Origin of the sequence: Pseudoduganella plicata, from assembly GCF_004421005.1 — a bacterium.
GTDB classification, from domain to species: Bacteria; Pseudomonadota; Gammaproteobacteria; order Burkholderiales; family Burkholderiaceae_D; genus Rugamonas; species Rugamonas plicata.
Map to the genome: position 1 here is coordinate 2722371 of NZ_CP038026.1, position 18604 is coordinate 2740974.

The following is an 18604-nucleotide window of genomic DNA, read 5'->3' on the forward strand; positions in this document are numbered from 1 at the left end:
GTACAATGGCGGCAGGAACAATCCACCATTTTATGCCATGCAGTCCTTCAAAGCCCACCTTCGTGACGAATCCCACACGGCCGCCCTTGGCGTGTCGCTGGCGCGCGCCCTGCTCCCGGGCATGTCGATTCACCTGCAAGGCGATCTCGGTGCCGGCAAAACGGCGCTGACGCGCGCGCTGCTGCACGCAGCCGGCCACCAGGGCCACGTCAAGAGCCCGACCTATACCCTGGCCGAACCGTACCGGGTCACGCTGGACGGCCAGCCGGTCACGATCATCCATTACGACCTGTATCGGATGGGCAGCCCGGAAGAATTTCTCGACGCGGGCTTCCGCGAGGACTTCGACGGCCACAATATCTGCATCGTCGAATGGCCCGAAAAGGCCTTTCCCGTGCTGCCGCCGCCGGACCTGCGCGTCAATCTCACCGTGGCGGGCGAAGGACGTGATGTAGAATTGCAGGGTTCTTCCGCATTAGGTTCGTCATGCCTGCAACGCCTCCACTTCCCAGCGATCCTCTGATACCGCCTGCCCGGCCCGGCAAGTCGCGCCGCACAGTGCTGAAGGCCGGCGGCGCGCTGCTGCTGTCGGTGCTGTCGCCGCTGCCCGCGCGCGCCGCGCAGATCATGGCCGTCCGCGTCTGGCCGGCCGACGACTACACCCGCGTCACGCTGGAAAACGATACCGACCTGAAAACGTCGCACTTCATCGTCAAGGACCCGGAACGCCTGGTCGTGGACATCGAAGGGCTGGAGCTGAACCCGACGCTGAAGACGCTGGTGGCGAAGATCCAGTCGAACGACCCGTACATCAAGCAGGTGCGCGTGGGCCAGAACCGCCCGAACGTGGTACGGCTGGTGTTCGACCTGAAGGCGGAAATCCGGCCGCAGGTGTTTACGCTGGATCCCGTGGGCGAATACAAGCACAGGTTGATCTTCGATCTCTACCCCGTGCAGCAGCTCGATCCCATCGCGGCGATGATCGAAAAGGGCGAATGGTCCAGCGACGGCAAGCCCGTGGGCCAGGCCCCGGCCACGCCGGCCGAAGCACCGGCGCCCACGCTCGGCAATGCGCTGCCGCTGCCGGACAACAAGCTGCCGGCGCCGGGCGTGCCGTCGCAGGCCTTGCCCCGCCCCGACATCGCGGCCGTGCCGCCGAAGACGGACGCGCCGAAGCCGGAGCCAAAGAAACCGCAGGTCGACAAGAACGACAAGCTGGTACGCATGCTGACCGTGGCCCTCGATCCGGGCCACGGCGGCGAGGACCCGGGCGCCATTGGCGCGAAGGGCAGCCGCGAGAAGGACATCGTGCTGGCCATTGCCAAGCGCCTGAAATTCAAGATCGAGGAACACCCGAACATGCGCGTCATGCTGACGCGCGACGGCGACTTCTTCGTTCCGCTGAACAAGCGCGTGGAAAAGGCTCGCAAGGTCGATGCCGACCTGTTCGTGTCGATCCACGCGGATGCCTTCGTGTCGCCCAGCGCGCGCGGCTCCTCCGTGTTCGTGCTGTCGGAAAAAGGCGCCAGCTCGTCGGCCGCGCGCTGGCTGGCCAACAAGGAAAACCAGGCCGACCTGATCGGCGGCGCCAACACGCAGGGCCACGACCCGCAACTGGCCAGCGTGCTGTTCGACCTGTCCACCACCGCCCAGATCAACGACAGCCTGAAGGTCGGCAAGGCCGTGCTGTCGCAGATCGGCGGCATCAACAAACTGCACAACGGCGCTGTCGAACGGGCCGGCTTTGCCGTGCTGAAGGCGCCGGACATCCCGTCGATCCTGATCGAAACGGCCTTCATCTCGAACCCGGACGAGGAAGCGCGCCTGCTGGACAACGCCTACCAGGACCAGATCGCGGACGCCATCGTCAAGGGCATCCGCCAGTATTTCGCCAAGAACCCGCCGCTCGCCAAGAGCCGCCTGACCTGAGGATGACAATATGAAGATGGTGACGTTCGGCCAGTTGCCGGCCGTATGCATAACCGCGCCTGACGGTGCCGAAGCATTGATCGCGCTGTACGGCGCCCACCTGGCATCGTGGAAGACGGCCGACGGGCGCGAACGCCTGTTCATGAGCGCGCAGTCGCCCCGCGACGGCAGCGCGGCCATCCGCGGCGGCGTGCCCGTCATCTTCCCGCAGTTCTCCACGCGCGGCACGGGCCAGCGCCATGGCGTGGCGCGGCTGTCGCACTGGCGCGTGGCGGATAACGGTGACGATTGGGTCGAGCTGGCGCTGAACCAGGACGCCGTGCCACCCGCGCTGGCTGCCGGCTGGCCGCATGCCTTCGCCCTGGCCTTGCGCTTCACGTTGCGCGGCGACGCCATCGTCATGCGCTTCACGGTCGTCAATACCGGCGCCGCGCCGTTCGACTTCGCCGCCGCGCTGCACACGTACTACGCCGTAGAGGATTTCACGCAGACGGTGCTGGAAGGCCTGCCGGACGAATCGCCGCTGCGCTTCGGCCCGAAGCTGGACAACATTTACGCCGCGCCAGCGGCATTGACCCTGTCGCACCCGGGCGCCACGCTGCAGCTGCGGCAGCAGGGTTTTACGGAATGGGTAGTGTGGAATCCGGGGCTTGAAGGCGCCACGGCGTTGACGGACATGGCGGACGACGAATGGCAGCGCTTTGTCTGTATCGAGCCGGCCCTCGTCGACAAGCGGGAACTGGCCGCCGGCGCCACATGGACCGGCGTGCACACGGTTACTGCGACTCTTTGATCATCCTGCCCGAGCTGGCCTGCACCGGCCGGGCGTTCAACGGATAGAGCCGCGAGAACAGCGCCATCTGCTCGGATGACGCCTGCAGCGGCTCCTTCATCACCAGCCACAGCACGCCTTCCGTGCATGGTGGCTCGGACAGCGAACCCATATACGTGTAGTAGTCCCGCCGTTCCGGCAGAAGGTCGTTGGGATCGAACACGATCGACGGCGTGTAGGTGTCCGTCTTTTCGAGCGGCAGGTTGTTCCACACGGTCTGCACGGCCGGCTGCGGACGGCCCCGTTGCAGCATCAGCGCCAGGATGGCCACGTGGCCCTCGACGTCCTTGTGCACCAGGTGGATACCCATCTCGTAGCTCTTGCCGTTGACCCGCTCTTCGGCGGGGCGATGGAAGTGCAGCTGCTGCAGTTCGTAGGTACGGCCCGCAACCGACAGGTAATTGCCGCCGCCGAGGCGCACCTGCACGGTGTGCCCGTTGTCCTGTACGCTGAACGACGACGGGCGGTAGTCGAACGCGATCTGCTCCAGATCGACCTTGATGCCGTCGCGGATGTCGATCGGCGACTGGCGCGCACCGCCATTGCACTTGTTCCAGCTCGCGTTGATCTTGCTCCAGTTGGCCGGGCCGAATTCGCCCTCGTACGTCCAGAACGTGCCGTTGGCCGGCGGCGGTGGCGCGGCGGCGATGACCGCGGCACGCTGCGCCCGTGCCGCCGCTTCCTTCCTCGCCTTTGCGGCGGCGGCGATGCGCGCGGCCTGATTGGCGCGCATCGCGGCCAGGCGCTCGGCGATCTTGGCCGACAGCTCCGCCTCGGCCATTTCTTCCTGCTCGCGCGCGGACAGCTTCTTCGCCGGCGCATCCTTTGTCAGTTTCGACGACGGCAGTTTGGGCGCCTTGGCGTTCGAGGGCGACAGAGGGATCGGCGGCAAGGAAGAGTCCTTGACCGAAGCGGGGGGCTCGTTTGCGCTGGCAGCCCCGAGGGCGAGACTGGCAATGACGGCGATCAGCTTGCGCATGTTAATCCGGAAAGTAAAAAAGCATTACTCCGGTTAACGGATGCCGTAGGGCAAAACTTGAGGGTATCGGTGCTGCGAAAGCGCGGCGGCAAAGGCCGCCGCGCACGGGCCAGGCTCAACGGCCCATGAATTTGCGGCTGAACTTCCACAGGCCACCCAGGGCGACCGGAACGACCGCCACGGCCACGCCGAACAGCACGATGGCCGTCAGGTTGTCGCGGATGATAGGGATATTGCCGAACAGGTAACCGGCCACGCACAGCGAGATGACCCACGCCAGTGCGCCGGTGACGTTATAGAGCTGGAAGCGGCCGAACGTCATGTCCGACACGCCGGCCACGAACGGCGCGAACGTGCGCACGACGGGAACGAAGCGGGCCAGGATGATCGTCTTGCCGCCATGGCGTTCGAAGAACTCGTGGGTGCGGCGCAGCGCGTCCTTGTTGATCCAGCGGTAGTCGTGCGTAAACATCCGCTGTCCGATGGCTTCGCCGATCAGGTAATTGGTGGTGTTGCCCAGGATCGCCGCCGTCACCAGCAGGAAAATCAGCAGCCCCAGGTGCATCTGGCCGGTGGCGCAGAACGCGCCGGCGATGAACAGCAGCGTGTCGCCGGGGAAGAAGAACAGCACGACCAGGCCCGTCTCGGCAAAGATAATGGCAAACAGCACGGCGTACACGTAGACGCCATATTGATTGATCAGAATGCCCAGCGTCTTGTCGACGTGAACCAGCATGTCCAGCAGTTGAACGAAATCCATAGATATCCCAAAAGGTTGCGGCGGAATCATACACCAGGGTTATGCGGGCAACACCCCCTGCGCGGACGATATTTTGCTTACAGATTAGTCGAGGCAATAGCTTTGCCAGTTTAACCATATTCCTGTCTACAATTCTTAGCGTCCACTTAGCAAACCGATAAGGACAACCGACGCGCGCCTTTCCCCTGAGCCCGGTCACGGGCGCCGTGCTGTCCGTCCTGCCGCGCGGTGCGGGTGCCATGGGCTTTTACGACAAGCCGGCGCAGATGGTGCCCATCAAATCGGTGCGCACGGAGTCCGCCAGCTTCAAGGCCGTCGCCGAAGCCCAGCGCAACCGCGGCGGGCCGTGGACCAAGGTGGCGGCCGGAGCACGTGGATTTGTGCAATGCCGATTCCCGTGCGACAGCAGAGCCCGTGACAACATCGGGGTCAGGCACGAAAACTGTCACACACGATGTACGGGGGCGCGGCTGTAGCACATTGGCAATTCGTCGGCCCAGGCGGCTTGCCGGTGCGCCACCACGGTTATAATGGGCGGCTATGAATGCGCCACCCGCCCCCCGCCCGATCCGGGCACTTCCCGATCAGCTCATCTCCCAGATCGCCGCGGGCGAGGTGGTCGAGCGGCCGTCCGCTGTCGTCAAGGAGCTGCTGGAGAACGCGCTGGACGCGGGCGCCACGCAGATCACCGTGCGGCTGGAGGAAGGCGGCGTCAAGCGCATCTGCATCACCGATAACGGCAAGGGCATCCCGCCGGACCAGATGCCGCTGGCGCTGGCACGCCACGCCACGTCGAAAATCGCGTCGCTGGACGACCTGGAAAACGTGGGTACGCTGGGCTTTCGCGGCGAGGCGCTGGCCTCGATCGCCTCCGTGGCCGTCGTCACCCTGACGTCGCGCACCGCCGACGGCGCCCACGCCTGGGAGCTCGAGGGTTCGCACCTGGGCACCGTGCAGCCGTCGTCCGGCGCGCCCGGCACCACCGTCAACGTACAGGACCTGTACTACAACACGCCCGCGCGCCGCAAATTCCTGAAGTCCGAGCAGACGGAATTCGGCCACTGCGCCGAAGTCGTGCGCCGCATCGCGCTGGCGCGGCCGGACGTGGCGTTCACGCTGTCGCACAACGGCCGCACCGTCGATCACTGGATGGCGTCCGACATGGCCAAACGCAGCGCGCAGATTCTCGGCGAGACGTTCGCCGAAGCGCGCTTAGCCATCGACGAAGGCTCCGGCGTGCTGCGCGTGCACGGCTTCGCCGGGCTGCCGACAGCGTCGAAAGCGCGCGCCGATTGCCAGTATTTTTATGTGAACGGCCGCTTCGTGCGCGACAAGCTGCTGGTGCACGCCGTGCGCGCGGCCTACGAGGACGTGCTGCACGGCGACCGCTTCCCGTCGTACGTGCTGGCGCTGGACCTCGACCCGGCGCTGGTGGACGTCAACGTGCACCCGTCGAAAATCGAAGTGCGCTTCCGCGACAGCCGCGCCGTCCACCAGTTCGTGTTCCACGCCGTGCAGCGCGCGCTGGCGCAGACGTCGGCCACGGCGCACGGCAGCGTGCCCTCGCCGCTGCCTGCCGCCGACACGCTGACGACCGGCGGCGGCCCGCTGTGGCGCCCGCAGCAGCAGGCGTCGTTCGGCTCCATCCTGAACCCGACCTACACGCCGACGTTCTCGCCGTCGCCCTACTCCCGCCCCGGCGAAGGCGGCGTGGCGCAAAGTACCGAAAGCTATGGCGCGCTGTTTGCCGACGGCAGCAGGCGCGTGGCGGAAACCGCCGCGCCGTATCTGCCGCAGGCGACGCCGTACGTGGCCTCGTCCGCCGCGCTGGCGCACGAGGAGTTCCCGCTGGGGTTTGCGCTGGCCCAGCTGCACGGCATCTATATCCTGGCGCAGAACAGCAAGGGCCTGGTGCTGGTGGACATGCATGCGGCGCATGAACGCATCCTGTACGAGCAGCTGAAGAATGCGCTGGATGCGCAGATCTCCGGCAGCGACATGCAGGTCCAGACCCTGCTCATCCCCGTCACGTTCTATGCCGATGCGATCGAGGTGGGCACCGTCCAGGAGCATGGCGACACGTTGCGCACCCTGGGCTTCGACATCGCCGTGCTGTCGCCGACCACGCTGGCCGTGCGCGCGGTGCCCGCCCTGCTGAAGAACGCGGACGCCCAGACGCTGGCGCGCGACGTGCTGCGCGACGTACGCGAATACGGCGGCTCGCGCGTGCTGATCGAGCGCCGCAACGAGCTCTTGGGCACCCTTGCCTGCCACACGGCGGTGCGCGCCAACCGCATCCTGACGCAGCCGGAAATGAACGCCCTGCTGCGCCAGATGGAAAGCACGGAGCGCGCGGACCAGTGCAACCATGGCCGCCCCACCTGGGTGCAGGTCGAAATCAGCGCGCTCGACAAACTGTTCCTGCGCGGTCAATAAGCCGCATCCATCCATTGTCATGAATCAGAATACCCAGCGGCCGCAGGCGGTCGCCATCATGGGCCCGACCGCGTCGGGCAAGACCGCCGCCGCGCTGGCCATCGCCGCGCGCGTGCCGGCCGAAATCATCTCCGTCGATTCAGCCCTCGTCTACCGGGGCATGGACATCGGCACGGCCAAGCCGTCGCGCGAGGAACTGGCCAGCGTGCCGCACCACCTGATCGACATCCTCGACCCGCTCGACAGCTACTCGGTGGCGCAGTTCCGCACCGATACGCTGCGCCTCGTCGGCGAGATCGTCGCGCGCGGCAGGCTGCCGCTGCTGGTAGGCGGCACGATGCTGTACTTCAAAGGCCTGGCGGACGGGCTGGACGACCTGCCCGGCGCCGATCCCGCCATCCGCGCCGAACTGGAAGACGAGGCGGCGCTGCTGGGATGGCCCGCCATGCACGCGCGCCTGGCGACGCTGGACCCGGAGACAGCCGCGCGCCTGAAGCCGAACGACGCGCAGCGCATCCAGCGTGCGCTGGAGATCATCCGCCTGTCGGGCCGGCCGATGTCGGCACTGCTGGCGCAGCGCGCGCCGGAAGTGCTGCCGTTCGAACTGACGTCGTTTGCGCTGGAGCCACTTGACCGCGCCGTTCTGCACGAGCGCATCGCGCGCCGCTTCGATCTCATGCTGGAAGGCGATGCGCTGCTGGACGAAGTGGAACACCTGCGCCGGCGCGGCGACCTGCATCCGGGCCTGCCATCGATGCGCTGCGTCGGCTACCGGCAAGCGTGGGAATACCTGGACGGCCGCATCGACTACAAGACGATGCGCGAGACAGGTATCATTGCCACGCGCCAGCTGGCCAAGCGCCAGCTGACGTGGCTGCGTTCGATGCCGGAGCGGATCGTCATCGACTGCCTGGCGCCGGATGCGACGGCGCGCATCCTGGCGGGCTTGCCTTTATAGCACCCGTGTTCGTCACAACGCGGGCTTCTTGACAGAAACGACGCCACAGCCGATAATGCTTGCCGTTGCGGTGATATAGCTCAGCTGGTTAGAGCACAGCACTCATAATGCTGGGGTCGGTGGTTCAAGTCCACCTATCACCACCACCCGAATTGCAGAAGATGGCCTGTCCGGCAACGGTCCAGGCCATTATTCTTTCAGGGCGCAGCCTTGTCGAGTTGACCAGTTTTCGGTGATATAGCTCAGCTGGTTAGAGCACAGCACTCATAATGCTGGGGTCGGTGGTTCAAGTCCACCTATCACCACCAATACGGAAAAGCCGCCGATCCTTACGGGTCGGCGGTTTTTTTCATGGGCGACTATTTTTTCGCCGGGATGTGCCGGTTTATCAACGCATCGATGTCCTGGTCCGACGGGTTCGGCTTGTAGGCCGGATTGTCCACCGGCGCGCGGCGCAGCGGCTGCACCGCCCGCTTCGCGTGCAGGTCGCACAGCTTGCTGCCCAGGTTAACGCCGCCCATCTGCATCATCGATACCTGCGCATCGGACTTGACGGTTTCGCTGACAATGGCGCCGTTGCGCTTGCGGACCTGTCTCAGCGTGCCGTAGTAATTGCGCTCGCAGTCGAGCAGCTCCGTCGACTGTAGCTCATCGTAGGCGTTGCCCTGCGCGTCTCGCTCCGGTGTCTGGTAGACATAGCGGTAGGTGCCGACGATAAAGCTGCCGTCGATGCTGCTGGTGGTGTCCAGCATCGATTCAGGCTGCGCGCGGAACTTGCCCTTCTTGCTGCCGAATGCCGCGCTCAAATAGATGGTCGCGCCCGGCTCCAGCGTTTGCTCGTCCTTCACCCACTGCCCTGTAGCCGGTCCCGCCACCGCCGCCGCTGCCGCGCCGATTGCCAATACCGCCGCCGTCAGGCGCTGCAGATTTGCCCCTGTCCATTTCATCCTTGCCCTTGCCTCGTGAACTGTACAACTGTCGCGCTGCCACGCCATGTTGGCAATTTGCCATGCAGGCCAGCATTAGACCCGTTCGGCAACGGGACAGCAAGCCCGCTCGTGATGCATCCATCGAACGATTTCCGACAGCCGATAACCAGGCCGCGCATCGGCGACATCCCCTACTGTCGCGTGGACCCGCCCGCTTGCGCCATCTCGACCTCGAACATCCGCTCGAACGCCGGCAGCGCGTGCGCGGCGCATTCGACCATCCTGCGGCCGGCCGCAGCCAGCCGCGGGTCCTCGCTGCGACTGAGTTCCCGCCCCACCTTGTGCTGCGCCGGGTAGCTGTGATGCAGGGCCGCGTAGATATCGCTTACCGTCACGGCCGAAGCGTCGGGCCGCCCGCTGCCGGTGGACTTCAGCGCTTCGCCAACGATGCCGTGCAGCGCGCCGATACCGTGCTCCTGCAGCCATTCCATCAGCTGGACGGTGCGATAGGCGGTCGTGTTGTCGCGCGCGGGGCGCTCGGACAGCAGCGCGTACACCTGCGCCCGCGCCAGCCAGTTGCCCTCGGCGGCGGCGCGGTACAGGTTGCGCATCAGCTTGCGGTCGTGCCGGCTCGCGGGCAGGCCGCCCAGCCATGCGTCGACGGCGTCCAGCGAGGGCACGGGCCCCACCTCGGCGGGGTGGCGGCATTCGAATCCGGCCGGATCCTGCGCCGCCGCCATGTCCTGCCGCAGCTTGCTCATCACGCTCTGCGTGCGCTGTGCCAGCTCGTCGCCATCGATGCGTCGGGCCGGACCGAGCCAGCTCATGTCTCCATGCCGCGACGCGTGCGCCATGCGCGCATGCTCGGCGTGGCCATCGCGCGGACCGCTCCACCGCGTTGCGTCGCGCTCCTGATGGGCGGCCGCGTAAATCAGTCCGCCCGCCATCAGCAGCAGCAGGCCCAGTGTGAATTTCCCGTTCATCGATCCTCCCGTTCGCGTCCAGCAACTGTAGGGCCGGCGTCAGGGAAGAGAGTTGCGCAACAGCAATGCCAGACGGCGTTGTTGCGGAAAGGTATCACCAAACGCCAGCTGCGGTGTAGCCTCGGAGCCTGGCAGGCGGCAGTGCTTGCGCCGCGTCAGCAACGCCGGGCGCTCCCCTTCGTACACTCGGAATTTTGCGGAGGAACTATGCCCGACCTGATGGAAATCCTGACGCGGCTGATGGCCAGCCGCCGCGAAGACATTCTGAAAGCCGTGCACGGCAAGCCGGGCGCCGTGTCGGTGGCGGCGCTGCAGAACGACGAGGCGGTTGCCACGCTGGCGCGCTACAGCTACGCGCTGCTGCCCGGGGTGGTGCGGCTGGCGGTCAGGGAAGATGCGTTCCGCCGCTTCGTCATGAACAACCGCGACAAGCTGCTGGCGCAGCTGGTGCAGCCGGCCGCATCCGTCTAAGCGACCCAGCCGCCGACGACGTAGCCGGACGTCATCGCGACGACCAGCAGCGCGCCGATCGGCGTTGGCGGCGCCGGCGATGGGATATCGCAGGCGCGGCAAATCGCGCCGATGCCAAGGCCCAGCAGCGAGCCGATGACGAGTGCGCTCATTGCCCCTCCCGCCCGGGGCCGTGCCATCCAGCGCATGGCCGCCGCAATGCTGCCGGTTGCGCGCGGCGCGGCGGGCGACGAAGCGGTCCACCAGCCAGTAGCCGCTGCTCATCATGAATACCAGCAGCGCGCCCGACAGCACGGGCGGCGATGCCGCCGGGATGTTGAAGCGCCGGCACGCCAGCCCCACCACGAACGACAGCACCAGCCCCGCCAGGATCTTCACGTAGTTCATGGGCGCCTCAGAATGCAAAGCAGCTGCAGCCGAATGCGCCCCAGAAGCCGGCGAAGTCGGAAACAGGCACCGTCGACTTGCGTGCGACGTCATGCGAGTGGGCGTGCACGCCGCAGGCGCCGGCGCATTGGTGCGGCAGCGCCGACTTCGCGGCTTGCGGCGGCACCGCGCGGTAGTGGCCGGGAACCTTCGCCACCGGCGACCACTCGGGCAGCACCGGCAGGTCCGGCGGGCCCAGCTTCGTGAACTCGGCCTGGCCGAAGACAATGCGCCCGCCCACCACCGTCAGCACCGATTCGATGCGCTTGATGGCTTCTTCGTCCACCCGAAAGAAGTCCGCCGACAGCACCGCCAGGTCGGCCAGCATGCCAGCCTGGATGCGGCCCTTCTTGCCCTGCTCATTCGAGAACCATGCGCTGCCGGCCGTCCACAGCGCCAGCGCCGTCTCGCGCGGCAGCTTGTCGCCCGCGTCGTACAGGCGCAGGCCGCCCACCGTGCGGCCGGAAACGAGCCAGTACAGCGCCGTCCAAGGGTTATAGCTGGCCACGCGCGTGGCATCGGTGCCGGCACCGACCGGCACGCCGCTTTCCAGCATGCGGCGGATCGGCGGCGTGTGCTTTGCCGCGTCCGCACCGTAGCGGCCGACGAAGTATTCGCCCTGGAACGCCATGCGGTGCTGAATGGCGATACCGCCGCCCAGCGCCTTGACGCGGTCGATGTTTTTCGGGCTGATGGTTTCGGCGTGGTCGAACAGCCAGTGCAGGCCGTCGAACGGGATGTCGCGGTTGACCTTCTCGAACACATCCAGCATGCGCCCGATCGATTCGTCGTACGTGGCGTGCAGGCGGAACGGCCAGCGCTGGCTGACCAGGTGGCGCACCACCTGTTCCAGCTGCCCTTCCATTTCCGGCGGCAGGTCCGGACGCGGCTCCAGGAAGTCCTCGAAGTCGGCGGCCGAGAACACCAGCATCTCGCCGGCGCCGTTGTGGCGGTACCAGTCGTCGCCCTGGCCGGGCGTGACGATGTCCGTCCAGCGCTGGAAGTCCTGCAGCTCCTGGCCCTTGTTCTGTGTGAACAGGTTGTAGGCGATGCGGATCGTCAGCTGGTCGTCCGCCGCGAGCTGCTCGACGACGTTGTAATCCTCCGGATAGTTCTGGAAGCCGCCGCCGGCGTCGATGGCGCTGGTCAGCCCCAGGCGGTTCAGTTCGCGCATGAAGTGGCGCGTCGAGTTGATCTGGTGCTCCAGCGGCAGTTTCGGTCCTTTCGCCAGCGTGGCGTACAGGATCATGGCGTTCGGCCGCGCGATCAGCATGCCGGTCGGATTACCGCTGGCGTCGCGCACGATCTCGCCACCGGGCGGATTGGGCGTGTCCTTCGTGTAGCCGACGGCGCGCAGCGCGGCGCGATTGAGCAGCGCCCGATCGTACAGGTGCAGCACGAAGACGGGCGTATCGGGCGCCGCCGCGTTCAGGTCCTCGATCGTCGGCATGCGTCGTTCGGCAAACTGGAATTCGTTCCAGCCGCCGACCACGCGCACCCACTGCGGGCTTGGCGTACGCAGCGCTTGCTCCTTCAGCATGCGCAGCGCATCGGCCAGCGACGGCACGCCTTCCCAGCGCAGTTCGAGGTTGTAATTCAGGCCGCCGCGGATCAGGTGCAGGTGCGAGTCGTTCAGTCCGGGGATGACGGTGCGCCCGTTCAGGTCCACCACCTGCGCGTCCGGCGTGCGGTGGCGCATGACGTCGTCGGCATCGCCGACGGCCAGGAATTTGCCGTCTTCGATGGCGACGGCGGAGGCAACGGGATTGGATGTGTCGCCCGTATGGAAACGGCCGTTCAGGAAGATAAGCATGGTGTACGCAGGATGGAAACGATGCAGTCCATCATACGCGGCCGGCCTGCGGCGTCATCCCTTGTCCGGGGCCGTGCCCGCTCTGCTAAAAGGATGAAGCCCGAGGGGGTGGGGACAGGCTCCTGTCTCGGGCCGAGAGGCCAGTGACAGGAGCCTGTCCCCGACGTACGCTATTTCGTCCGTGTCAGCACCAGCGCCACAAGGCTGAGCAGCGCGGCGATCGACAGGTAGTAGCCGACGTACTGCAAGCCGTACTGGTTCGCCAGCATCGTGGCGATGTAGGGCGCCAGCGACGCGCCCAGGATGCCGGCCAGGTTGAACGTCAGCGAGGCACCCGTGTAGCGCACCTCGGCCGGGAACAGCTCGGACAGGATCGTGCCGAGCGGACCGTATGTCATGCCCATCAGCGCGAGACCCAGACACAGGAAGATCGTCACCTGGGTCGTGCTGCCGGAGCCGAACAGCGGCGCCAGGGCCAGGCCGAACAGCGCGATGGCGGCGGAAATGACGATCAGGGTGAGACGGCGCCCGTAGCGGTCGGCCAGCAGCGCGGCGACGGGAATCGTCAGGCCGAAGAACAGCACGGCAAACAGCTGCAGCACGAGGAAGTGCTGGCGCGAGAAGCCCAGCGCCGACACGCCCCAGTTCAGCGCGAACACCGTCATCAGGTAGAACAGCACGAAGGTCGCCATCGCCATCAGCGTGCCGAGGACCAGCATGCGGGTGTGGTCCCGCAGCACGGCCACGACCGGCACCTTGACGCGTTCGCCCTTGTCCAGCACCTTCTGGAAGTCGGGCGTTTCCGTGATCTTCAGGCGCACGTACAGGCCGACCAGCACCAGCACGGCGCTGGCCAGGAACGGAATGCGCCAGCCATAGCTGAAGAACTGCTCGTCCGTCTGCAGCTCGGACAGCAGCAGGAATATTCCGCCGGACAGGAAGAAGCCGATCGGCGCGCCCAGCTGCGGGAACATGCCGTACCACGCGCGTTTGCCGGGCGGTGCGTTTTCAGTGGCCAGCAGCACGGCGCCGCCCCACTCGCCGCCGAGGCCCAGGCCCTGGCCGAAGCGGCACAGCGCCAGCAGCAGCGGCGCCCATGCGCCGATCGACGCGTAGGTCGGCAGCATGCCGATGATGACCGTGGACAGCCCCATCGTCAGTAGCGCGGCCACCAGCGTGGCCTTGCGGCCGACGCGGTCGCCGAAGTGGCCGAAGACGGCCGAGCCGACGGGGCGGGCGAAGAACGCGATGGCAAACGTGGCGAGCGACTGCAGTGTGGCCGCGGCGGCGTCACCGGCAGGGAAGAACAGTTTGGGGAAGACAAGGACGGCGGCCGTCGCGTAGATATAAAAATCGAAAAATTCGATGGTGGTGCCGATCAGACTGGCGAACAACACGGTGCCGGGCTTGTTGCGCGCGGCACCGGAATGAGCTTCTTGCATGCGGACTCCGGGCTAACGTTACGGTGAAAGTGCCATCAGCCGGGTGTGGCGATCTTGGCAAACGCATCGCGGATCTCGCTGGCGTCGGCGGGGCGTACCACGCGCGCCACTTCCTTCCCGTCTTGCAGGAAGATCATGGTTGGCCACAGTTTGACACGGAAGGAGCGGCCCAGCAAGCGCCCGGGCCCGTCCTCGACCTTGAAGTGGCGGATGTCCGGATGCTCGCCGTACGCCTCCGTCAGCAGCGGTTGCGCGGCGCGGCAGTGGCCGCACCAGTTGGTACCGAATTCCAGCAGGGCCGGGCCGGTCAGGGCGTCGATCTCGGCGCGCGTGGGCGCCGCTTCCTGGTAGGTGTGTTCCATATGCGCTCCTTGTCTTCTGTTGCGTGATAGGTGAACATTATCACGCCCGCAGCAGACAAGAGCGCACAGCGAAACCTACGCCGACAGCGTGGTGTTGATCTCCTTGCCGCCCACCTTCACACGGGTCAGCTGCAGGCCCTTCACGTTGTACAGATACCAGGGCTGCTCGCCGTTGGCCGGCGTGCCGAAATCGCAGTCGCTGATCTTCACGTTCGTCACCGGCACCACCGTCGGCATCGGCTGCGGGCCGTTGTAGTCCGATGCGACCGGGCCGAGGATGACGATGGCCTGGTAGCACGACGCCAGCGTGCCCTTCTTCGTCTTCACATTGCCCACCGTGACGTTGGAGATCTGGATATTGTCGACGACGGGTGGGCGCAGCCGCACCGTATCGGCCGTCGGCGTGTAGTCGCAGTCGAACGTGACGACGGCGCCGGCCGCCGTCGCCACCGTTTTCGACGCGATCGGCGAACCCGGCAGCGACGCGTAGAACGAAGGGCTGGTCTGCACGCCGTTCGGAATCTTCACGTTGCGAACATAGAAGTTGCGCAGGTAGCCGCCGCGGTTCATGTTCGTCTTGAGGCGAATGGCCGTGTTCAGCGGATTGGTGGCCCAGTGCGTGTTCTCGAACACGAGGTTCTGCGCATAGACGTTCTGGATGCCGCCCGCCATTTCGCTGCCCAGCGTGACGGCCCCGTGACCGCTGTGCATGATGCAGTCCTGGATGACGATGTTCTGCGACGGACCGTATTGCGTATCGCGGTTCTTGCCCGCCTTGATGGCGATGCAGTCGTCGCCTGCGTCGAACGTGCAGCCTTCGATCAGCACCATGTCGCAGCTTTCCGGGTCGAAGCCGTCGCTGTTCGGGCCATGGCTCTCCGCATGTACGTTGCGGATGGCGATGTTGCGGCAATGGACCGGGTGGTGCTGCCAGAACGGCGTGTGAATCACGTGATACCCGGCCAGCAGCACGTTGGTGCAGCCGATCAGGTGCACCATCGACGGACGCAGGTAGTGACCCAGGCCGAACACGCGCTTTGCCAGCGGCACGCCCGCTTCCGACAGCGCCGGCAGGTACTGCTCGTCGGCGCGCCACTTGTCGCCCTCGCCCTGGATCAGCAGGCGCTCGGCTTCCGTCAGGTGCGGCGCCACGTCCAGCAGCGACTTCGGATTGACCGGATTGGCGATGCGCTGGTTGATCTTGCCGGGCGCGTCGCCCGGCGTATTGGCCTGCGAGACGGGATTGATCGTGCGGTTCTTGCCTTTCCACGTCCACCAGCAGTCGGTGCTGCCAGCGAACGGCACGCCGCCCTGCCCGTTCAATGTGCTGGTCCAGTCCTCGCCGGTCAGCGCGATATTGTCCTGCCCATACGCGTAGATCATCGACGCGAAGTTCAGGCAGTCGTTGCTTTGCCAGCGCGTGATGACCAGCTTGCCGTTGCTGCCGCAATCGAAATCGCCATATTTCGCGTAGTCGCGCGGGTCGTTGCTGAAGTAGACGTGCGCGCCCTTTTTCAGGTGCACGTGCACGTTCGACAGCAGCACGATCGGTCCCGCCACGTACCAGTTCCCCGCCGGGATCACGACGCGGCCGCCGCCTGCCTTGTGGCAAGCCGCGATGGCTGCCGCGATCGCGGCATAGCAATCCTTCGAGCCCGGTGCCTGGGTGTCCACCGTCGCCTGGTCGTCGTGCGACACCCAGGCCTTCACCTTCGCCAGCCGGCACGGCGCGGCGCCGAACCCGGTGATGACGAAGTCCTGGTCGCGAAATTTCAACGGCTTCGACAGCGTGTCGGCGATCTCTTTCGCCCGCGCCCATGGGTCTTCCGCGATGGCGGCGCCCGCGCCGTTCATCGCGCCGGTGGCGGCCAGGCCGCTGGCCGATACCGCCTTCATCATCGTGCGGCGTCCCTGATTGACCGTGGTTCTCATCGTGTATTCCTTATTCGTCTGCATTGTTGAATTCCGCCAGATAGATGTCCTTCGGTGCCGGGGGCCCGTCATAGCCGAGGTCCCGGACCGGATCGATGCCCGCCTTGCGCAGGTTGTTCCAGAAATCGTCAGAGGTAAACTGGGCCGGCCGGTGCGACAGCGTGCCCGCGCGGTTCCATTCCGACCAGGGCCGTTGGCGGTCGATATGCCGGCCGATGGTCGAATTCACGACGATCATCTTGCCCACCGTCTCCAGCACCGTCGGCGTAATCGTGCCTTTTGGCTTGCGGTACACACTCTCGGCGCCCAGCACGCACCGATAGCCCGGGACGTCCACCGGCGCGTACGGCGAGCAGCGCGAGTTGTGGAACCACTGGCGCGCAAGATGAAACTTGCCAGCCAGCGCGTTGGGCGAGCCGTCGCTGGTGAAGCGGACCGTGTCGAACACGAAGCCGTACTTCGTTTTCCAGTTGGTGTTGGGCGCGCCCACGTAGGACATGGTGCGGTCGCCCAGCGAACGGACTTCGCTGCGGTAGAAATAGGCCGTGGTGTCGCCGAAGATGAAGTCGACGTCGCCTTCGATGTACGAGCGGTGGAAGAAGCTGCGCGCCGTGACGCGCGTCTCGGCCGACTTCAGGTACAGCGTGTCCTGGAAGCCGATCAGGCGCACGTTCTCGAACTGCGCCTTGTCAGCGCCCTCCACCGTCAGCGCCACCGCCTGGTGATGCACCTTGTTGATCTGCGCATCGGGCGCGCTGTTGCCGCAGGCGCGTTCGCCGCACTCCTCGCGGGCATTGCCCGTCGCCTTGTTGTACGAGTTCTCGAACGTCAGGTTGCGCGCCTGGAAGCCGTGATTGCGTACCCACACCGTCATCGTGCCGCTGGTCGAGATATTGCCGCTGCGCTCGCGCACCAGCGCATGCATTTCCTGGATCGACGGATCGACACTGGCGAACTGCGCGCCGAACTGTTTGACGTAGTCGCCTGGGGCCACCGCCGCGTCCAGCCCCGCTGTGATGACGGTATCGGCCGCGCTCCTGCCTTCGCCGTACAGCGTGATCGGCCGGGACGACGCCGGGACGTATACCAATTCGCGGTAGGTACCCGGTTTCACCAGGATGTACACGCGCTGCCCGCTTGCGGCGCCGCCATCGCTGACAGCCCGGCTGACGGCGTCCTGCACGCGGTTGAACGTACGCCTGCCATCGGCGCGCGCTGCCGCGTCGACAACGTAGTCGGCCTTGAAGACGGCACCCCGCGCCAGCGGGTCGGCCAGCGGGTCCCATGGATCGACGGTCTCGCTGCCGGCGCGGCCCGTGGTTCGCAGCACGTTGGCGATCGTCACCTGGCGGCCGATCTCGGGCGGCAATTGCGGTCGCACGACGGGCGTCGCGGCGATATCGCCTTGCGAAGACGTCATCGGTGCCTGACACCCGGCCGCGAGAAGCATCAGTGCGAATGCCGGTACAGCGGCGGTCCGGCGCGCCCTCACTGCCCTTCCTCCGGGCGGAATTCCGTCGCGATGGCGGGAATGGCCGCCTTGATTTCTCGCTCGACCATGCGGGCAAAGTAGGCCGCGCCCTTGGCGCCCACGTGGGTATAGTCGAATGCGCTCTTGGCCGCGCCCTGCGGCTCCACCGTCGCGGCCGATCCTGCCGGCGCAGGCAGCGCCGCCGGCTTCGGCGCGACGGCCAGCGTGTCCGCCTCATCCGGCCCCATGGCCTGCACGGCGGCGACGCTGTCCGCATTCAGGTCCAGCAGCGGCACCTTTTTGTCCTGAGCGACGGTGCGGATCACGTTCGCCCACGGCTGCAGGTTGTTTTCCAGCTTGCCGTCCTTGAAGCTGCGTCGCGTCAGGGGCGTCACCAGCACCGGCGTGGCGCCCAGTGCCTTGACCTCGTCCACATAGCGCGCCATGTTGACGGGGAATTCCGTCTTCAGGTCCGTCGAACGGCCAGGCTTGCCCGGCTGGTCGTTGTGGCCGAACTGGATCAACACATAAGTGGCGCGGTAGGCGGCGCTGCCCTTGAGCAGGCCCTGCACCTCGTTCCAGCGGCCTTCGGCGCGGAAGCTGCCGGAGCTGCGGCCTCCCTTGGCCAGGTTGATGCACGTATCGGCGCGGATGACGCGCGCGCAGAATGCGTCGCCATAGCCGCTGGCGGTCGCCATCGTCGAATCGCCGACGAGGATGAAGCGGACCGGCTTCGTGTCTGCGGCCTGCGCGGCCGTCATGCCGGCCAGCGCGAACGCGGCGGCGGCGGCTCGACAGGTTATTGATCGATAGGTCATTGGTGTCTCCAAAAATAAGACGGCGCCCGCTGCGGTCCAATGCAGGCGGGCGCCGTTCATGAC

General features: G+C 66.1%; 17 protein-coding genes and 2 tRNA genes. 8 read left to right on the plus strand and 11 right to left on the minus strand.

Annotated features, from left to right (window positions below; all coding sequences use genetic code 11):
- Nucleotides 1–37: 37 nt before the first annotated feature.
- Genes tsaE through E1742_RS11820 form a run of 3 tightly spaced genes read left to right on the plus strand, consistent with a single transcriptional unit; the run spans nt 38 to nt 2722 of the window.
- Nucleotides 38–523, plus strand: coding sequence for a tRNA (adenosine(37)-N6)-threonylcarbamoyltransferase complex ATPase subunit type 1 TsaE (tsaE, locus tag E1742_RS11810; RefSeq protein WP_134385056.1), 486 nt, complete (start codon nt 38–40; stop codon nt 521–523).
- Entirely contained in the window at nt 487–1929 is a 1443-nt protein-coding gene (locus E1742_RS11815) for an N-acetylmuramoyl-L-alanine amidase (RefSeq protein ID WP_134385057.1), read from the plus strand. The genes tsaE and E1742_RS11815 overlap by 37 nt, the downstream gene beginning before the upstream one ends.
- Nucleotides 1930–1939: 10 nt before the next feature.
- Nucleotides 1940–2722, plus strand: a complete 783-nt coding sequence (locus E1742_RS11820; protein ID WP_134385058.1) for a D-hexose-6-phosphate mutarotase — start codon at nt 1940–1942, stop codon at nt 2720–2722.
- Here the strand turns inward: E1742_RS11820 and E1742_RS11825 are convergent.
- Nucleotides 2706–3740 carry a carbonic anhydrase gene (locus tag E1742_RS11825; protein WP_134385059.1) on the minus strand — a complete coding sequence of 345 codons (1035 nt, stop codon included), beginning with the start codon at nt 3738–3740 and terminating at the stop codon, nt 2706–2708. The two genes, E1742_RS11820 and E1742_RS11825, sit on opposite strands and share 17 nt — an antisense overlap.
- Before the next feature lie 115 nt (nt 3741–3855).
- A complete protein-coding gene (locus E1742_RS11830; protein WP_134385060.1) occupies nt 3856–4500 on the minus strand; it encodes a VTT domain-containing protein in 645 nt (214 codons plus the stop codon).
- 540 nt (nt 4501–5040) lie between these two features.
- Between E1742_RS11830 and mutL the strand changes: the two genes are divergently transcribed.
- The 4 genes from mutL to E1742_RS11855 all read left to right on the plus strand — a co-directional run bounded on the left by mutL (nt 5041) and on the right by E1742_RS11855 (nt 8202).
- Complete coding sequence (gene mutL / locus E1742_RS11840) at nt 5041–6936, plus strand: DNA mismatch repair endonuclease MutL (RefSeq protein ID WP_134385061.1); 1896 nt, start codon at nt 5041–5043, stop codon at nt 6934–6936.
- A 19-nt stretch (nt 6937–6955) separates the two neighbouring features.
- Nucleotides 6956–7894, plus strand: coding sequence for a tRNA (adenosine(37)-N6)-dimethylallyltransferase MiaA (gene miaA / locus E1742_RS11845; protein WP_134385062.1), 939 nt, complete (start codon nt 6956–6958; stop codon nt 7892–7894).
- Nucleotides 7895–7963: 69 nt separating this feature from the next.
- Nucleotides 7964–8040, plus strand: a tRNA-Met gene (locus tag E1742_RS11850).
- A gap of 85 nt (nt 8041–8125) precedes the next feature.
- A tRNA-Met gene (locus tag E1742_RS11855) sits at nt 8126–8202 on the plus strand.
- Nucleotides 8203–8253: 51 nt separating this feature from the next.
- Here the strand turns inward: E1742_RS11855 and E1742_RS11860 are convergent.
- Complete coding sequence (locus tag E1742_RS11860) at nt 8254–8841, minus strand: hypothetical protein (RefSeq protein WP_134385063.1); 588 nt, start codon at nt 8839–8841, stop codon at nt 8254–8256.
- 173 nt (nt 8842–9014) lie between these two features.
- Nucleotides 9015–9806: a hypothetical protein gene (locus E1742_RS11865; RefSeq protein ID WP_134385064.1), complete on the minus strand. Its 792-nt coding sequence runs from the start codon at nt 9804–9806 to the stop codon at nt 9015–9017.
- A 207-nt stretch (nt 9807–10013) separates the two neighbouring features.
- Here E1742_RS11865 and E1742_RS11870 point away from each other — a divergent pair, with 207 nt between their 5' ends.
- Nucleotides 10014–10277 carry a hypothetical protein gene (locus E1742_RS11870; RefSeq protein ID WP_134385065.1) on the plus strand — a complete coding sequence of 88 codons (264 nt, stop codon included), beginning with the start codon at nt 10014–10016 and terminating at the stop codon, nt 10275–10277.
- Here E1742_RS11870 and E1742_RS11875 read toward each other — a convergent pair.
- The 7 genes from E1742_RS11875 to E1742_RS11910 form a co-directional block, all read right to left on the minus strand.
- Nucleotides 10274–10429 carry a DUF1427 family protein gene (locus tag E1742_RS11875; protein ID WP_134385066.1) on the minus strand — a complete coding sequence of 52 codons (156 nt, stop codon included), beginning with the start codon at nt 10427–10429 and terminating at the stop codon, nt 10274–10276. The two genes, E1742_RS11870 and E1742_RS11875, sit on opposite strands and share 4 nt — an antisense overlap.
- 242 nt (nt 10430–10671) lie before the next feature.
- The gene (locus tag E1742_RS11885; protein ID WP_134385067.1) at nt 10672–12516 is read right to left on the minus strand and encodes an amidohydrolase; all 1845 of its coding nucleotides are present in this window, start codon (nt 12514–12516) and stop codon (nt 10672–10674) included.
- Between the two features lie 170 nt (nt 12517–12686).
- Complete coding sequence (locus E1742_RS11890) at nt 12687–13958, minus strand: MFS transporter (RefSeq protein ID WP_134385068.1); 1272 nt, start codon at nt 13956–13958, stop codon at nt 12687–12689.
- A 35-nt stretch (nt 13959–13993) separates the two neighbouring features.
- Complete coding sequence (locus E1742_RS11895; protein WP_134385069.1) at nt 13994–14320, minus strand: thioredoxin family protein; 327 nt, start codon at nt 14318–14320, stop codon at nt 13994–13996.
- A 75-nt stretch (nt 14321–14395) separates the two neighbouring features.
- Nucleotides 14396–16252, minus strand: a complete 1857-nt coding sequence (locus tag E1742_RS11900; RefSeq protein WP_229466740.1) for a glycoside hydrolase family 28 protein — start codon at nt 16250–16252, stop codon at nt 14396–14398.
- Between the two features lie 10 nt (nt 16253–16262).
- A complete protein-coding gene (locus E1742_RS11905; RefSeq protein WP_229466742.1) occupies nt 16263–17672 on the minus strand; it encodes a pectinesterase family protein in 1410 nt (469 codons plus the stop codon).
- Between the two features lie 68 nt (nt 17673–17740).
- Nucleotides 17741–18541 carry a rhamnogalacturonan acetylesterase gene (locus E1742_RS11910; protein WP_134385071.1) on the minus strand — a complete coding sequence of 267 codons (801 nt, stop codon included), beginning with the start codon at nt 18539–18541 and terminating at the stop codon, nt 17741–17743.
- Nucleotides 18542–18604 lie beyond the last annotated feature (63 nt).

Bases quoted from the DNA above. Each gene is read 5' to 3' on its own strand.
- tsaE (WP_134385056.1), top strand. From the start codon at position 38: ATGCAGTCCTTCAAAGCCCACCTTCGTGACGAATCCCACACGGCCGCC.
- E1742_RS11815 (WP_134385057.1), top strand. From the start codon at position 487: ATGCCTGCAACGCCTCCACTTCCCAGCGATCCTCTGATACCGCCTGCC.
- E1742_RS11820 (WP_134385058.1), top strand. From the start codon at position 1,940: ATGAAGATGGTGACGTTCGGCCAGTTGCCGGCCGTATGCATAACCGCG.
- E1742_RS11825 (WP_134385059.1), bottom strand. From the start codon at position 3,740: ATGCGCAAGCTGATCGCCGTCATTGCCAGTCTCGCCCTCGGGGCTGCC.
- E1742_RS11830 (WP_134385060.1), bottom strand. From the start codon at position 4,500: ATGGATTTCGTTCAACTGCTGGACATGCTGGTTCACGTCGACAAGACG.
- mutL (WP_134385061.1), top strand. From the start codon at position 5,041: ATGAATGCGCCACCCGCCCCCCGCCCGATCCGGGCACTTCCCGATCAG.
- miaA (WP_134385062.1), top strand. From the start codon at position 6,956: ATGAATCAGAATACCCAGCGGCCGCAGGCGGTCGCCATCATGGGCCCG.
- E1742_RS11860 (WP_134385063.1), bottom strand. From the start codon at position 8,841: ATGAAATGGACAGGGGCAAATCTGCAGCGCCTGACGGCGGCGGTATTG.
- E1742_RS11865 (WP_134385064.1), bottom strand. From the start codon at position 9,806: ATGAACGGGAAATTCACACTGGGCCTGCTGCTGCTGATGGCGGGCGGA.
- E1742_RS11870 (WP_134385065.1), top strand. From the start codon at position 10,014: ATGCCCGACCTGATGGAAATCCTGACGCGGCTGATGGCCAGCCGCCGC.
- E1742_RS11875 (WP_134385066.1), bottom strand. From the start codon at position 10,429: ATGAGCGCACTCGTCATCGGCTCGCTGCTGGGCCTTGGCATCGGCGCG.
- E1742_RS11885 (WP_134385067.1), bottom strand. From the start codon at position 12,516: ATGCTTATCTTCCTGAACGGCCGTTTCCATACGGGCGACACATCCAAT.
- E1742_RS11890 (WP_134385068.1), bottom strand. From the start codon at position 13,958: ATGCAAGAAGCTCATTCCGGTGCCGCGCGCAACAAGCCCGGCACCGTG.
- E1742_RS11895 (WP_134385069.1), bottom strand. From the start codon at position 14,320: ATGGAACACACCTACCAGGAAGCGGCGCCCACGCGCGCCGAGATCGAC.
- E1742_RS11900 (WP_229466740.1), bottom strand. From the start codon at position 16,252: ATGAGAACCACGGTCAATCAGGGACGCCGCACGATGATGAAGGCGGTA.
- E1742_RS11905 (WP_229466742.1), bottom strand. From the start codon at position 17,672: ATGACGTCTTCGCAAGGCGATATCGCCGCGACGCCCGTCGTGCGACCG.
- E1742_RS11910 (WP_134385071.1), bottom strand. From the start codon at position 18,541: ATGACCTATCGATCAATAACCTGTCGAGCCGCCGCCGCCGCGTTCGCG.